This is a genomic window from Microbulbifer sp. VAAF005 (genome assembly GCF_030012985.1).
In the GTDB taxonomy this organism is placed as follows: Bacteria; Pseudomonadota; Gammaproteobacteria; order Pseudomonadales; family Cellvibrionaceae; genus Microbulbifer.
In genome coordinates, this window is record NZ_CP120233.1 from 5,219,014 (window position 1) to 5,234,025 (window position 15,012).

A 15,012-nucleotide genomic window follows, 5' to 3' on the forward strand; every position below is an offset into this window, starting at 1 on the left:
ACTATAGGATCGGTATGGATTTACATCGAGCAAGTCGTGCAGATTTGAGTGTGCCTTATTTATTATAGTAGGTGGAGTAGGTATGAACTTAGTTATTTTTATTGGGCATCACAAGGTTGGGTCAACATCCCTACAAACCTTCTTAACGAATAATTTTCTTACATTAATCAATAGGGGTGTTTTATACCCGGCGGTTGAAAGTAAAGGGATGGCAAGTAACTTGTTGCGGGCCGTGAAAGGAAAGGATCTAGGTGGGCCTACACATATAAATATCCGCGAACCCCATAATGCCTTAGCTTTCAGAATGATGTCTGAGTCAGCTAACTCTTGGCGTATACCTCCTTATCACACCGGACTTCCGTCTGTTCACCAAATGCTTTTGATAATAAAAGAGCAAATTGCCGCGTTAACCCCATCAACAGTAGTTCTTTGCTCTGAGGTATTCTCTAATTTTGGAGTGCGATGCCCTGAAATGATTGAAAGGTTAAAGGCGGAGCTGGGTATTTCGGACGTCACGATAGTGTGTACACTTCGACGGCCAGATGAATATTTGGCATCTTGGCACTCTCAAAGGCTTCGCTTTGGGCATAAGATGGGCGCTTTGAGGGATGATGGCCTAGAGGAGTACTTGTCAGATATACACTTTAATTACCGATCACTGTTAGAGCCCTGGGTAAAGGAGTTCCCGCAAGCAAAATTTGCAATTCGAAGCTATTCTGACGTTTTGGGTGAAGGTGGTTCAATTATAGATTTCTTTAAGCAAGCGGGGCTAGAAAAGAAAATTAAAGGTTTAAGTACAAAGAGTATTTCTGCAAACCAAAGTATACATCTTGGGTTGCTTGAGGTTGGCAGGTTGGCGCTCCATCATCTTGAAACAGAAAGTGCCAGAATGCTATGTCGAAAGATGATAAAAATTTCCTCTAAAGTTGATTTGCCTCCGAGTAAACAGATCGAGTTGTTTGGACCAGAAAAGAGAGAATTTCTATTCTCTGAATTTCAGCCAGTTCATGACTACCTGAACAAGCTTACTGGTAAGCGGTCTTTCTTTGAAGATATAGATAAAGTGAAGGAAGTGAAACCCTACCCTGAAATTGAGACTGCGCGAGATGGAGTTAAGCAGGTTTGGAAGCTTCTTAGAGGGGAGCTGACTGAGCCGGCAGTAAAAGATTTTCTCAAGAATATAGATATCCATTGAGGGTGGTATTGCTCACTTATTCCATGAGTGCATACTCATAAGGTTGCCAGTAAAAATCTTAGTTGGGTTTTGGTGCTAAAGTTATGCCCCATGCCGGGAGTTGGCCAGAGTTAGTTTAACTGCTCAAATCTGTAAAATCCCTTCATCAAAGCGGGGGTTACTCGCTTTGATGAGGGCGCCTATACCTAGAGGTAAAGTCTTGGGTAAACCCTGTGATGCGATGCTGGTGATCGCATCATCAGATGCTTGATTGGATTGCTAAATCTGGCAGCTGAGCTTGAAAATGTCTCCAAAACTGTGTATGGCGGGAGTTTTCTGTCGATACTATAAGGCTGTTTCGGGTAATTATTTGTCTGCCCTTCTTGGTATTATTCTATGTGGCGTGGTGCTAAATATGATATCAGTTTGGGATGGTGTGATCATCAGTTGTTCTTGGGCGGAAAAAGTGAAATAGGGGTTGCCAAGATAAATGCTAGCTCCCCGCGATTTAATACTGTTTGTGAGGGCTACTTTAAAACTATTCTACAATAAGTCTATTGCTCATCATTATAAGATTAATAAGTCGAAAGAGGGGTGTGAAAATATCTAGGAGAATGGCAGGTATATTTTAATAGTGATTACACTTACTGGAATAAAAAATGTTGTGGTGCATGTTTATATTTTAAAAAGTCGAAAGGAAAAAATGACAAGTTGAATTTAGGTTGTCAGAATTACGTCCAAAAATGGATGATTGTTACATTTACTCTAAGTTGAGGTGTGTTATGGTTGATGTCGATTGTCAATCTTAGGTAGGAGCTCCCAGCTTTACCAGTGTAATTAACTCCTCACATCAATTGATCGACGCTTTATAATTTATCTGTTACCGTTGCGCCTAAGTTTTATATGGACTTATGGGCTTTCCGGACCCCCCTTTATGTAGACAGTAGACTATTTTTATTCAATCTGCTTTCTGCCTCAGAGTATTCTCATTGAAGTTAAATATCTTGGAAGTCTCTGAGGAAAATAACCAGATACCTATATGATTAATTGAGGGGCATTACTCTCCAAAGATTGTAAGCAGAGAGTGGGAAATTTAAGGTCCTTGGCCTCCCTATTATGTTTCTTTGCTCCAAAAATTTATTTTCTTTTTGCTGTTTTGACTTAAAATCCATTGAATTTACAGTCTCAAATAGGTTGAAGTAATAAGTTGGCAGGTAAATAAAAATTTCTCGAGAAAGCTACATTATTTACACTCGGATGAAATAGGTGGTGAGTGGTTCAGTTTTGGTTCTGTATAATTGTGGCTGGGTCGGTCTTTCCGGACGTTTGGTAATTGAAATGCAAAAGGATTGAAGGTAAGTGGCGGAGCATAAAAGCTTTTAATCAGATCGGCGCTGAATTTATTGTTGTGTGACTACTTGAGCCGTTAGAGCTTGGTAAGCTAGAGGTAGTAAAGCACAATTTAGTAGTGAAATCATGCCTTACTGAAAAGCTATTAAGCTACATGTTTGGTTTATTCGGTAATAAGGTTAGATTTATTTTGTAGTCGGATGGAGTACTCGTTGCACTTTTTCTGTATGTGCGGCCCATTTGGTCGCAGAGTAAGTGCTGCGTTCATTAGTAAAGAGGCGGTCTCCATGTGTTTATTTTCAAGCTCAATTGCGAGGCGCTTCAAAGGCTGCACTTCCTTGCATGCAAGCTCTTTGATGGTTTCCAGTTTTCCAGATAGGCATTAGCCAAAGCTTGAATTGTTAAATCGCTATTGATGGCTATATCAGATTTCCTGGTTATAATATTAAACCCTGAATTTATGCTTTCAATTTTTCCTAATATCCTTTTGGTGTTTATCCCGGATGATGTGATTGCGTCCTCGACGGTTCCCTTGAACTTACCTATGCGTTTTAACTCAAAAGAGCTTTCATTTTGAGATGAATTGTAAGTGGCATTGCGGTTTGCAGGTAGGCGGAAAAGGGAGCCTATAGTGCTAAAAAAATCATTAATATGGTCATGGCCAGTCTGGTGAAATGATTTGACTATTAAGTTCTCTTCTCCGAAGTGTCTGCAAAAAAACCTTATAAACTGGGAGTTGAGAAAGCAGTGACTCCTCAACCCCTTGAAAAAACATGAGTAGATTTTGTGTGCTGTGAGGCCCTTTGTTAAGTTGGTTATACCATGAATTTAAAAAGCTAAGAGGCTCTCTAATATACATGATGATTTTCACAGAGAATTCCCTGAAGCTAGATTGAAGTGCTTCTGCAATTTCATCTCCTTTGCCCGAAGCGCAGATGCTGAATAGCTCCTCAGATGATATGAGGACCTTGTCTTTCGGGCTGGAGAGGATTTCCTGTTGGATAGCTTCTAGCTCATTTTTAAAAATTATATTTTTACCATTGAACCAGGTGGGAGATGGTACTCCGTAGTCTCTGAGTAAGCTAAGAGTTAACCTTCCATGGTTGGTAGTATTGTTTTGAGGTCTGCAGCTTTTTGGGTACAGTACGTCTAAATCGGAATCATGACAAATTCTCTGGATGCTAGAAGTTCCAGTTTTAAAGTTTCCGACATGTAAGTACAGTGTTTTCATGCTGCTCGCCAGACGTTAGTGATTTTCTGTAGTTGGGGTGGGTTCTGTTACAAAATTATCCTTTTTGATGTCAAGAAATTCCTCCCAAAACTCTCTTGATGTCATATGTCTTTGATTTTCTACGTAGCTGACTTTGGCTTTTTTGAATAGCTTGTAAGATGTAAGGGTGAGCATTGTTGCCTGCCCAACAATCTTAAAAAATCTTGTGGGATTTCGTGTAGCTGTAAAACCGCTCAGGGTTGAGGGTTGAATATATTGTACCCTACGAGCACGCAAGCACTTGATGTAATTCCAGTCAAAGGTTGACATATATCTTATTCCTGGATCTGCTATGTTCTTGTCAGGAAAAATGAGAAAGCTAGGTAGAATATGCCCGTTTAAAGTTAGCTTGGATAAAATTTTATGTTTAAGCCTTACTTTGAAATCATCAAATCTAAATTGGGGGATTTTAGATGGGGCGATGCTCTTTGCTACATCTTCTTGAGAGCGCAGTAAGGCTCCGTGCAGCTCATCTGGCAATGTATCATGAAGTTTAGAAAATCCGTTCAATGCAGCTTTTGTTCCATCAATTGCTTTTTGAGCTGAGTCATAACGATACCCCAGTGACAGCACGATTGTTTTCTTTAGCAATCGCTTGCACATAGCCCAGTAACTGAAGTTGGAATCATGGATGCTGCGTCCTATGAACGAATTTCTCTCTTCATAGTAAAATGTTGCTGAGGAGTATTTGTTTTCGAATGGTTCATGCCATACGCCAATACCATTCATATCTATAATTTTGATGCCATTTTCTATTGCTCTTAACGAATACTCGACATCATCCCACTTTAGAAATACAGGAATCGGTAAGCCTAGGTGTTTAAATGTCGAAGTTGGAGCAGAAAAGAACCACCAACCAGCATATTGCTTTGCCACTTCTTGGTCATTTTCAAGCAGACCATTAAGGTGGTTCAAGTCAAGTTGGCTTTTTATAGGGATAAAATGTGCGTCGCTATTAAGTATGGCACCATTTTCATATTGGATGTTGTGCTGATCAAGTCGTAGCATACTTCCACTAACCGCTACAGAGCTGTCATGGCAATATGAGTAGAATGTTTGCAGTCGAAGCAGTGTTGTTGGTTCTATCGTTGTATCATCATCGCTCAAAACGATATGACTGTATTTGTTTGATTCACGCGTGGCCTCAATTAACCCTCTTGCAAACCCGCCTGACCCACCATAGTTTTTATTCGTAAATAATTTTACAGAAGAGTTATCGGGGGCGGTGAGAGTGCAGCCGTTATCTATCACCAAAAGGTCGATGACAGTGCTAGGGTCAATTTTTTTCTTAAGCTCATCAAAAAGCTTGATGTTTCTATATACGAAGCTCTCCCTTTTATAGGTCGGCATAACAATAGCCAGAGAGCAATTTTGGCGGGGAGCATTCTCGGTTAAGAGGGCAATATCATAGATTTTTGCTGCGTCAAGACTGGTTTCTATTTTAATGAATGCCAAGCCTGCTTTAGGTGCTGAAGTTAAATCAATATCGATAACTACTTCTGAGCAATCTTCTAGCTGAATAGATCTTCTTGCTAGAACGACATTTCCCGATTCTTTGGATGCGGCGATTACTTCACATGTAAAGGTCCCAGCACCCCTAATTTTTGCCTTGAGCGAGGTAAGATCGCAATACTTGAGCCATTTCCCAAGGCTAAAAGAATTAAAGTATGTGTCAAATGATAGAGTTGAAAATGGGCCGATATGCCACGCAGATTCGGGCTCGGAGTATCTGATGGCACCAGAATAGTGCTGGTAAAGCGAGTCCAGTGTTGTGGCTTTTCTATTAGGAGGGATAATTGAGTGTATAGTGTTCATTGTTCTATTCAATCTAATTTTAGCGTGTAACCAAAGATCTATTTTTCTGTTTGTGGTGATTCTTTTAGGAAGGCCGCTGCTTGGTCTAGTGCTTCTCTAATAGTGACATCCATATCCAGGTATCGGTAAGTCCCCAGTCTCCCAACAAAAGTTACACCTTCAATTTTTTGCGCCTCTTTTTCATAGGTCTCCAGCATTTCAACCTCCCCAGCAAGGCGAATAGGATAGTAAGGAGTATCACCTTCTTCACAAAGCCTGGAGTATTCATGGTAAATCACGGTCTTTTCATGTTCTTCCCAGGGCGCGAAATGCTTGTGCTCAGTGATTCGGGTATAAGGTACCTTTTCTTCTGTATAGTTAATTACAGCATTTCCCTGGGCATCCCCATCTTGAGTGCTTCGTTCGAAATCTAGGGTTCTGTAGCCAAGCCGGCCATGCTCATAATTAAAGAAGGCGTCAAGGGGGCCAGACCAAAAGGTATGCTTGTAATTCTTTCTTTCGTCAGGGTTGAAAGGGCTGCTTAAGTGGAGGGTAATGTTTTCATGTTTTAAGATCTTGGATACGATCTCGGTATAACCATGCTTAGGCATTCCCTGAAATGGATGATTGAAGTAATTGTCATCATAATTAAAACGCACAGGGAGGCGTTTAAGAATGGAGGCAGGAAGCTCGGAAGGGTGGAGTCCCCACTGTTTTTGTGTGTAGCCCTTAAAGAAGGCTTCATATAGGTCCTTCCCGACAAAGCGGAGTGCCTGCTCCTCAAAGGTTTTAGGATCTTCAATGGAAAGGTCTGCCTGAGATTCAATCCAGGACTTGGCTTCAGTTGGGGATAAGGTTTTTCCGAAGAATTGATTTATCGTATGTAAATTAATAGGCAGGCTATATACATTGCCATTATAAATTGCTTTGACACGATTTTTATAAGGCATCATGTCAGCATATTTATTGATATATTTCCATACTTCTTCATCCGCAGTATGGAAAATGTGTGGTCCATACTTATGGACCATTACGCCAGTCTCAGAGTCACGTTCGGTGTGGCAGTTTCCTGCTATATGGTCTCGCGTCTCAAAGATATTAACTTTATATCCAGCCTCTGCAAGCTCACGGCCAATAACGGCCCCTGAGAATCCTGCGCCGACAATTGCGATAGAGTTGTTTTTTGAAGTCATTGCATTTTGCCCTGAGTTTTAGTTGTAAAGTCTAATAAAGCTTTAAAGATTTCTTGGCTCTCTTTTCTTTTGTGGTGGGAGAGGCTGCAAATGGCTGCTTTTACAAAGAACCTAATAAAGAGGTATGGGGTTGCTACCTTGTAGTGCATTACCGAAACATACAAAAAATTCCTGACATCGTAGTATTTAATGCCGGGACGATACTCCTTGTTCTTCGTTGGGTGTGCAACATGTGCTTTTGGTTCGATAAGTGTTTTATAGCCTGCTTCCCTTGCTCGTAGGCACCACTCTACGTCGTCAAAGTGAAGGAAAAAGTTTGCAAAATCTTGGAGTTTTTTTGCTGCGTCCATGGGAATGAGCATGCAAGCCGCAGATGAGTACTCGCTTTCAAAGGGGTTGAGGGAAGGTCACCTATACTTTCGCCATTAAAAAGTAGCTCTTGCCTGGCTCTCCACCAGCGGACCTTGGCTCCCGCCTCTGTCACTTTTTTTGTATTGGACTTGTCTAGGATTACCCCCCAATAATACACTTGCCAGCTTCCTTTTCTGCGCTAGCAACCAAAAGCTTCAGTGTATTTTTTTGTGGCGTTGCATCATCGTCTAATAGCCAAATATAGTTGGCCCTGTTTTGGGAGGCTGCTTTTCTAATGCCTTCGCTAAAGCCGCCAGACCCCCCAAGGTTTTCATGCAGAGTGAGCACTTTAATTTGCGGCCGTGAATTACTGTTTTGCTGAATAAAATCATCGACTGCCAGAGCGGTGTCATCATCACTATTATTGTTGATAATCGTAATGCTATAAGCTTCTTTGGGGTAATCTAAATGTGTTAGTAGCTTTAGTTGATCGATCAGTTCTGCCTTTCGATTGTAAGTCACAATTACAATCTCAATGAGCGGCACAGAGGCTGATTTGTCTGTAGTGTCTAACGTCAAACCAGTATGCTCCTGTATTAATCTTTAGCTGCGATGGGCCGCTCTTTAGGTGCGGGCGAGCAACTTTTTAGCTTGTGTTGAAGGTTAGCTCGCATTTTATTTGTTTCAGCTAATTGGTTCGCAACAATATCTTCAGAAGCGGATATCACCTCAGATAGGCTTGGAAGCCCAATTGATTTTGGGGTTTTTTCATTAGAAAAACTGACCCCTTGAGAGCCAATTGTGAAGTAGTTAAATATTTGAGAAATCATGCGCGCAGTTGCACGCTTATTCCAACTCAAAAATGCGCCTTTCTTTTTCTGTAAGGGGTCCCCTGCAAAGCTTTGGCTGAGTTTTTGCCTGAGCCCAAAAAGCTTGTTTCGTGTTAGAATCGAAGTTGCATAAACGCCTGCTATGCTGGGAGTAACATTTCTGCTGACTTTGCTGGCTCGGATTGAATTCTGAGTTGCCGTTGTAAGGCCTAGGCTGCTCAAAAAATCCAAGATGAGGTTTTGGCTTTCCCATTGATTCTTGTCATATGGGCGGGTGATTATTTTATTAGGGTACACCTTTTCCCAGCGTTTGATAAATAGCGTTTTAAAGGCTGCACTATAGACGCAGGGATCAAAAAGAGTGGGGACATACTTTGCCATTAAATATTGCCACTTGAACGCAGAGTATGATTTTGCGGTCTTGAGTTTTTGCATTATTCCCGACTCTAGATATTCATCTGCTCTACGAATATAAGCTATTACGCATATGTCGGAATGGTTTAACCATTTTTTAAACAAATTTATTTCGGAGGCTTTTAAATTGCAAAAGGCCTCGGCGCTAAGAATAAGATGCTTGGGCTTGCTGGAGATAACTTTGTCCAGTTTGAGCCAGCAGCCACCTTTTTGGCCTGACCGTAGTTCTCGAAACAAGCATTCGTGGTGGCTTTCTTGTTTAAAGAGTTGAGGGTACTCAATCCCGTTCGCCCTTAGTGCATCCCGGTTTTGACTGAGGGCAGCTTGAATGGCGGTTGACCCAGTCTTATCTGAGCCAATATGGACGTAGATCTTCATGTTGGTACTGCCTCAGTTTCATACATTTCTAAGATTTTCTGGGCTTCTCCAATCGCTTTAATTACCCCGTTTTCTATCCACAATATTCTGTCACAGAGCTTTTTTAACGTTTGGGTAGAGTGAGATACTAGTACTACAGTCTGGTTCGACCGCACCTTATCCTTCAGTGCCTTTGCTGATTTTTGCTTAAAGTCTTTGTCGCCTACTCCGAGGATCTCATCAAGTAGAAGTACGTCCGGTGTTGCATGGATTGCTGTGGCAAAGCCCAGGCGAGCTTTTTGGCCTGCTGAAAAGGTGCCAACAGGCTCCTTAATTGTATCGCCGAGGCCAGAAAACTCCGTGATGATGGGAATTAGAGTCTTAGCCTGTCGGATGCTGCTCCCTTGAGTTACCAGTGCCATAAGGGCGTTATCAATACCGCTCAGGTTTTTATTAAAACCTAGCCCAAGTGATAATAGTTGTGACTTGATATGAGGCTTTCTGTGAATTTTTCCTGTATTTGGGGTGATGATATCTGCGAGCAATTTAAGCAAGCTTGATTTGCCGGCACCATTTCGCCCAATAACGCCAAGTGTTTCGCCAGGTAGCAGTTCAAATGAGATATCCTTGAGCACCCAGTTTGGCTTTGTGAATAGGCTCAACCTTCCACGGTAGGCGAGGCCTACTTTTGAAAATGTTAATATCGGCGAGCTCATAGCAGCACTCTTGGGTAAGTTCTATCCAACGCTTTAATCAGGGCTAGGGCGGAGATAAGGGATATAGCTCCAACAATGAGTGGATAGGCTAACTCTCCAATCGCGGGCATTTGGTTCTCTAGAAGAACCTTTCTGTAGCTAACAAAAATTTCAGCAAATGGATTGAGAAACAGAAGCTCCTGAACCTCTGGCGGGCGGCTGCCTATATCGAAGAAAATACCTGATGTGAAAAGTACCCCGGTTACGGATAGAGGTACCAAGTGTCGTAAATCGGGCACCAGAGGTATGGTAGCCGCAGCTAACAAGCTTAGCCCGAGATTAATGACAAGCTGGGAGAAAATGACAGGGATAAGTCCTAACCATGCGACGGAGGGGACAAACCCCGAGAGCCATAGCGCACCAAAGTATTGGTAGGACGCATACAAACCTCAAGAGCATAGATAGATTGATTGAGCAAGCAAATATCCACTTGGGCAAGTAAAATTGGCCAAGTATCCCTTTGTTGTTAACTATCGATTCGGCGCTATTGCTGATGGATGACGCAAACCATTTAAATGGGAGCATGCCACACAGCAGGAATGCTAAAAATTCTGGCCCAGCTTGGTTGCCGCGGAATCCAGATGCGAATGCGAAGTAGAGAAGCCCTGTGAGAAGAAGTGGCTCCATTACCCACCAGACAGTTCCTAGGTAGGTATTTTCCATGTCCGCTTTTAAGGCGTTTACGCCCCTGAGCCAAACAATATTGAAGTGATTCTTAAGCATCCAGGTGTTACGGTTACAAATAGGAGTGGCATTATAAAGGCACAGAAGCGCCAAATATACAGTAAAAGCTTTAGAAACAACAGCTTACATGCTGTAAACTAGTACGTTGAATTTGTAAAGGCCGTATGTTTTGGTACAAAAAGTAACCGCAGCTCATTGTTATAGGACGTTCCTTCCTGAAACGCATGGAGGGCTGGAACAGGCCATATTTCAGATGGCTCGATCCGGAGGTGAGGTATTAGCCCTCTCTTGCAAGCCCGGCTCTTATGAGATTGAGGCCGGCTTGCAAGTTCGGGCTAGTCGCCGCTGGTTTTCTTTCAATTCAATGTGTTTTGGACCGGGTTTGCTACTGGATGTATGGCGTAGCAAAGCGAAAGTGTTGCACTTGCACTTTCCCTGGCCTTTTGGTGATCTTGCCTACCTATTTGCAGGCAAGCGGCGCCCCTTGGTTGTGACTTACCATTCTGATGTGGTGAGGCAGAGGTGGCTGCTGAAGCTTTACACCCCTCTCATGAATCGTTTTTTTGCCAAAGCGGATCGTATCGTCGCTACTTCTGAGCAGTATGTGGCAACAAGCCCTGTTTTGCAGCGCTGGAAGCATAAGGTCTCTGTGATTCCCTTGGGGGTTGATGAGGATACCTTGCCGCCCCCGCGTGAAGACGACTTGAAGCGTATTGAGGGCACCTATGGCCGGGGTTTCATGCTTTTTGTCGGTGTTCTTCGTTACTATAAAGGCCTTGAATACCTGGTTCGCGCGGCTGAGGGGGCGGGCTGCCGCATATTGATTGCGGGGGCGGGACCAGAAGAGGAGCGTATGCGCGCTCTTGTTTCTAAGCAGGGCCTGGATAACGTTGAATTTCTGGGGTTTGTATCCGATGAAGAAAAGGCAGCATTGTATAGACTATGTGGTGCTGTAGTTTTTCCTTCTCATCTGCGTTCTGAAGCCTTCGGGGTCACCTTGATTGAAGGGCTTATGGCCGGTAAGCCCCTGATAAGTTGTGAGATAGGCACCGGTACAAGCTTTGTAAATGAGAATGGTGTAACTGGCCACGTGATACCTCCAGCGGATAGCGCCGCGCTGCGGGCGGCTATGAATGACCTCAGCTCCAACCCTGAAAGAGCCAAGATAATGGGGGCTGCAGCTCGCCAGCGTTATGAGGCCCTGTTCACGGGCGAGAAGATGCGAGAATCGTATCAAGAGCTTTATCGGGAAGTTCTAGGGTCTGATGTTGGTAGTGAGGTGATTGACTCCGATAGGAGTTCCTGTGCTTAGGATTGGTGTTGATGCCAGACCATTGTCAGTTGTTACTACAGGTATTGGCCGTTATACGGAAGCCCTCATTGAGCGTATGGTACAAAGCGGGCATGAATGGTTCCTTTATAGTGATGCGCCGCTGCCTGAGAGGCTCTGTGATGTAGCTAATGTGGTCGTACGTACAGGGAAGGTTGGGCGTAAATCACTGGGTACTCTTTTTGCTCAAGCCCGCTTCCCATCCTGGGCTAGGCATGATGACTTGCAGGTATTCTGGTCCCCCAGGCATCATTTACCGCTGATGATGCCGTCTTCAGTAAGCCGGGTGGTGACGATTCACGACATGGTTTGGGCGCGCTTTCCTGAAACTATGTCTGTATTTGGTAAGCACCTAGAGCGTGGGTTGATGCCCCCTTCGGTAAACTCGGCGCAAACGGTGATAGCGGTATCAGCATTTACCGCCGATGAGCTCACAGAGTTAATGCCGAAGTCTGTGGGTAAGACTGTTGTTATTCCCGAAGCACCTTTCCTGGAAAATACTGACGACCGCATTGATGGGGAGTATTTCCTTTTCGTCGGTACTCTGGAGCCCCGGAAAAATTTGGAGCGCCTGCTGGCCGCATATCGAGCTTACTTGGATATGGCTACTCAAGGAGCATTGCCGCTTTATGTTTGTGGTGGGCAAGGCTGGGGGCTGCCTCGATTAAGTGAAGTTATTGAGGGGTTGGGTTTAGGAGAAATGGTAAAGGTGCGGGGTTATGTGCCTGATCACGAGTTAAGTGGCTTGTATCATAATGCCAGAGCTTTGCTTATCCCCTCGATTTATGAGGGGTTTGGGCTGCCTATTGTTGAGGCGTTTTCGCAGAATACGCCGGTTTTGACCTCTAATACTGGAGCTATGCGGGAGGTGGCTGGAGGTGGAGCTATTTTAGTCGACCCTCTTTCGGTTTCTAGCATGGCTAATGGTATCCATCAGCTGCATTCAGATTTGGATTTGGTCCATAGCCTTCAGGAATCTGCATGCGCTCGGGTAAAAGAGTTTTCTTGGGATCGAGCAGCGGAAGCCACCTTGAAGGTGTTGGAGGAGGCTGCTATCAACGGGTAGCTGGCTTTGGTTCATCTTTTTATAGCGCTAGCTTCTACATCATTCTCTTTTCGGGCGGGTCTCTGGCTATTCCCTGAAGTATGTTTGTGTTCTGCGGTTTCAAGGTTGTGGGACTTTAAGACTTATCCAAATTTATTTTCTCATTGATTGTTTCGGTCTTCCCTTAAGGTTGTCAGGTTCTAACTACCCTGGCTGCTGTCGAAGTTCCTATCTGTCTCTCTCCTGATCCAGTTGTTGAAATCCCCGCCCATCCTGTTTGTTGGCCAATGTTGTAGGTTGCTAATTCCAAGTGTTGTGCTAATCGTTTAGTCAGCGCGTGATGATTCAAATGTCTAACAATATCTGCAATTGGTGCTGCTATGCGGGTTAAATTTTCCGTGATTGTTCCGGTCTATCAGCAGTGGCACTTCATTGAGGAGTTGGTTTGTTGCTTGGAGTCTCAAGTCATTTCAAAAAACCTTTTTGAGCTTGTGCTGATATCAAATGACGGGAATTCTCCATCCTTTTTAGGGGGGAAAGTTTTCAGATTAAGACAGGAAAGTGCAAAAAGCCTGGGTCTTATGCGGCAAGAAACAAAGGGGTAGAGTTAGCTGAAGGAGATTGGCTTATATTTACGGATGCTGATTGCCTGCCGGATTCAAAGTGGATAGCTGGAATTGATAGGGCGGTTGGGTGTTGGGGGGAGTGTAAAGTTATTTGCCGGTGATGTGCGAAGTCAAAAGCAATATGGATTCTCCAATATCTATGAAGTCTATGACTTTATGAGAGGGATACCACAAGAGGTTTACGTATCTGCAGGAGTTGCGGCTACAGCAAATATGGTAGTTGATCGGTTTTTGTTTCTGAAGTTTGGCGGCTTTAGTGAGAATTCCTTTTCGAGTGGTGATTTTGAGTTTTGCAGAAGGTTGAGGGTAAGAGGGTACAAAGTCTTATTTCTGAAATCTGCTTTTGTTCATCATCGAGTTAGATGCTCCTGGCAATCTGTAGCGACAAAAGCAAGGCGGATAAAGGGAGGGCAGTTTTTCCTCTCTCAAGGGGCAGGGAGGATTAAGCTGATTCTATATACCCTTCTTCCGCCGGTAAGGTCGGTCGTATTTTTTTGGAGGAAAAGGGAAATTTATATTGGTTATAGATTGTTGGCAAGTTTCGTTCAGATAAGGTTGTGGGGGGTTGAAATACGGGAGATGGCTCGCTTGATGTTAGGGGCGAAACCTGAGCGACATTGATCTTTGTAAATGTTTGGGCGGTATTGATTGTGGAGAGGTGAGCTTGTATACCAATAATTCTAACAGGCTGAGACATGAAAAAAGCATTAATAACGGGTGTAACAGGTCAGGATGGTTCTTATTTAGCTGAATTTTTATTGGCGAAAGGGTACGAGGTTCATGGGGTTAAAAGAAGGTCTTCTTCATTTAATACGAGCCGCATAGATCACTTATACCAAGGGCCGCAAGATGATAGTAGAAGGTTTTTCTTCACTATGGAGACCTTACCGACACAAATAATTTGACCCGAATTCTTCAGGAGGTGCGGCCTGATGAAATCTATAATCTGGGCGCTCAGTCACATGTTGCGGTCAGTTTTGAATGCCCTGAATATACTGCAAATGTGAACGGGCTTGGAACCCTCAGAATACTAGAGGGGATGCGTCTTCTGGGGTTGGATAAAACCAGATTTTACCAAGCCTCAACATCGGAGCTTTATGGTGCTGCCAAAGCTACCCCTCAGAATGAAAATACTCCTTTTTACCCTCGCTCTCCATACTCAATAGCAAAATTATTTGCTTATTGGACTGTGGTCAATTTCCGCGAGGCCTATGGCTTATATGCTTGCAATGGAATCTTATTTAATCATGAGTCATCACGGCGTGGTGAAACTTTTGTTACTCGAAAGATAAGCCGGGGTTTGGCAAATGTTGCCCAAGGTTTAGAGCGGTGCCTGTATTTGGGGGAGCTGAATGCACTGAGGGACTGGGGTCATGCTAGGGACTATGTTGAAATGCAATGGTTGATGTTGCAGCAAGAAAGTCCTAGGGATTTTATCATCTCTACAGGGCTGCAATACTCCGTTCGGGATTTTGTTCGTAATTGTGCTCAAGAGTTGGGGATAGCGATAGAGTTTCATGGAGAGGGGCAGAAAGAAGTAGGTGTTGTTGCTTCAATTGTGGGAGAAGATGCTCCAGCAGTTAAGTGTGGAGATGTAATTGTTAAAGTGGACTCTCGTTATTTTCGCCCGACAGAAGTGGTGTCACTAGTAGGTGACGCCTCATTGGCTAGGCAAGAGCTGGGGTGGGCACCTAAAACAACCTTGAAAGATTTAGTTGGGGAGATGGTTAAGTATGATTTGAGGGAAGCGAAGCGGAATTTGTTGTTGGCTGGCAATGGTTATCGCACTGAGCCTATTTTTGAGGAGTAGTTAGTGAAATACTCCCAGAGAGTTTTTAT

At 43.6% G+C, this 15,012-nt stretch carries 12 protein-coding genes and 1 pseudogene; 5 read left to right on the forward strand and 8 right to left on the reverse strand.

Translation table 11 applies throughout. The features are described from left to right. Positions 1 to 82 precede the first annotated feature (82 nt). Positions 83 to 1,195, forward strand: coding sequence for a hypothetical protein (locus P0078_RS23530; RefSeq protein WP_282932289.1), 1,113 nt, complete (start codon positions 83 to 85; stop codon positions 1,193 to 1,195). Between the two features lie 1,984 nt (positions 1,196 to 3,179). On the opposite strand, the gene P0078_RS23535 is transcribed toward P0078_RS23530, so the two are convergent. From P0078_RS23535 to P0078_RS23570, 8 genes are all read right to left on the reverse strand, one after another. Next, positions 3,180 to 3,755 carry a hypothetical protein gene (locus P0078_RS23535; protein ID WP_282932290.1) on the reverse strand — a complete coding sequence of 192 codons (576 nt, stop codon included), beginning with the start codon at positions 3,753 to 3,755 and terminating at the stop codon, positions 3,180 to 3,182. Positions 3,756 to 3,770: 15 nt separating this feature from the next. After that, on the reverse strand, positions 3,771 to 5,609 hold the full coding sequence (locus P0078_RS23540; RefSeq protein ID WP_282932291.1) for a glycosyltransferase: 1,839 nt from the start codon (positions 5,607 to 5,609) through the stop codon (positions 3,771 to 3,773). Positions 5,610 to 5,647: 38 nt separating this feature from the next. Further along, on the reverse strand, positions 5,648 to 6,781 hold the full coding sequence (gene glf / locus P0078_RS23545) for a UDP-galactopyranose mutase (protein ID WP_282932292.1): 1,134 nt from the start codon (positions 6,779 to 6,781) through the stop codon (positions 5,648 to 5,650). Further along, a complete protein-coding gene (locus tag P0078_RS23550; RefSeq protein WP_282932293.1) occupies positions 6,778 to 7,131 on the reverse strand; it encodes a glycosyltransferase family 2 protein in 354 nt (117 codons plus the stop codon). Before P0078_RS23550 ends, glf begins: the two co-directional genes overlap by 4 nt. Before the next feature lie 160 nt (positions 7,132 to 7,291). Beyond that, positions 7,292 to 7,711, reverse strand: a complete 420-nt coding sequence (locus P0078_RS23555) for a glycosyltransferase (RefSeq protein WP_282932294.1) — start codon at positions 7,709 to 7,711, stop codon at positions 7,292 to 7,294. A 17-nt stretch (positions 7,712 to 7,728) separates the two neighbouring features. Next, entirely contained in the window at positions 7,729 to 8,754 is a 1,026-nt protein-coding gene (locus tag P0078_RS23560) for a hypothetical protein (RefSeq protein WP_282932295.1), read from the reverse strand. Further along, complete coding sequence (locus P0078_RS23565) at positions 8,751 to 9,368, reverse strand: ABC transporter ATP-binding protein (protein ID WP_282932296.1); 618 nt, start codon at positions 9,366 to 9,368, stop codon at positions 8,751 to 8,753. Before P0078_RS23565 ends, P0078_RS23560 begins: the two co-directional genes overlap by 4 nt. A 77-nt stretch (positions 9,369 to 9,445) precedes the next feature. Further along, positions 9,446 to 9,727, reverse strand: coding sequence for a hypothetical protein (locus tag P0078_RS23570; RefSeq protein WP_353057028.1), 282 nt, complete (start codon positions 9,725 to 9,727; stop codon positions 9,446 to 9,448). Positions 9,728 to 10,425: 698 nt separating this feature from the next. Here P0078_RS23570 and P0078_RS23575 point away from each other — a divergent pair. The 4 genes and pseudogenes from P0078_RS23575 (at position 10,426) to gmd (ending at position 14,983) form a co-directional block, all read left to right on the forward strand. Then, positions 10,426 to 11,484, forward strand: coding sequence for a glycosyltransferase (locus tag P0078_RS23575; RefSeq protein WP_282932298.1), 1,059 nt, complete (start codon positions 10,426 to 10,428; stop codon positions 11,482 to 11,484). Continuing rightward, positions 11,477 to 12,568: a glycosyltransferase family 4 protein gene (locus P0078_RS23580; protein WP_282932299.1), complete on the forward strand. Its 1,092-nt coding sequence runs from the start codon at positions 11,477 to 11,479 to the stop codon at positions 12,566 to 12,568. Before P0078_RS23575 ends, P0078_RS23580 begins: the two co-directional genes overlap by 8 nt. A 526-nt stretch (positions 12,569 to 13,094) precedes the next feature. Then, positions 13,095 to 13,274 carry a glycosyltransferase family A protein gene (locus P0078_RS24725; protein WP_353057092.1) on the forward strand — a complete coding sequence of 60 codons (180 nt, stop codon included), beginning with the start codon at positions 13,095 to 13,097 and terminating at the stop codon, positions 13,272 to 13,274. Between the two features lie 657 nt (positions 13,275 to 13,931). Further along, a pseudogene (gene gmd, locus P0078_RS23585) lies at positions 13,932 to 14,983 on the forward strand (GDP-mannose 4,6-dehydratase). The last annotated feature ends 29 nt before the right edge of the window (positions 14,984 to 15,012 follow it).

What these genes read in the sequence shown, in the direction of transcription:
- P0078_RS23530 (WP_282932289.1), top strand. Translation starts at nt 83, where the DNA reads ATGAACTTAGTTATTTTTATTGGGCATCACAAGGTTGGGTCAACATCC.
- P0078_RS23535 (WP_282932290.1), bottom strand. Translation starts at nt 3,755, where the DNA reads ATGAAAACACTGTACTTACATGTCGGAAACTTTAAAACTGGAACTTCT.
- P0078_RS23540 (WP_282932291.1), bottom strand. Translation starts at nt 5,609, where the DNA reads ATGAACACTATACACTCAATTATCCCTCCTAATAGAAAAGCCACAACA.
- glf (WP_282932292.1), bottom strand. Translation starts at nt 6,781, where the DNA reads ATGACTTCAAAAAACAACTCTATCGCAATTGTCGGCGCAGGATTCTCA.
- P0078_RS23550 (WP_282932293.1), bottom strand. Translation starts at nt 7,131, where the DNA reads ATGGACGCAGCAAAAAAACTCCAAGATTTTGCAAACTTTTTCCTTCAC.
- P0078_RS23560 (WP_282932295.1), bottom strand. Translation starts at nt 8,754, where the DNA reads ATGAAGATCTACGTCCATATTGGCTCAGATAAGACTGGGTCAACCGCC.
- P0078_RS23575 (WP_282932298.1), top strand. Translation starts at nt 10,426, where the DNA reads ATGGCTCGATCCGGAGGTGAGGTATTAGCCCTCTCTTGCAAGCCCGGC.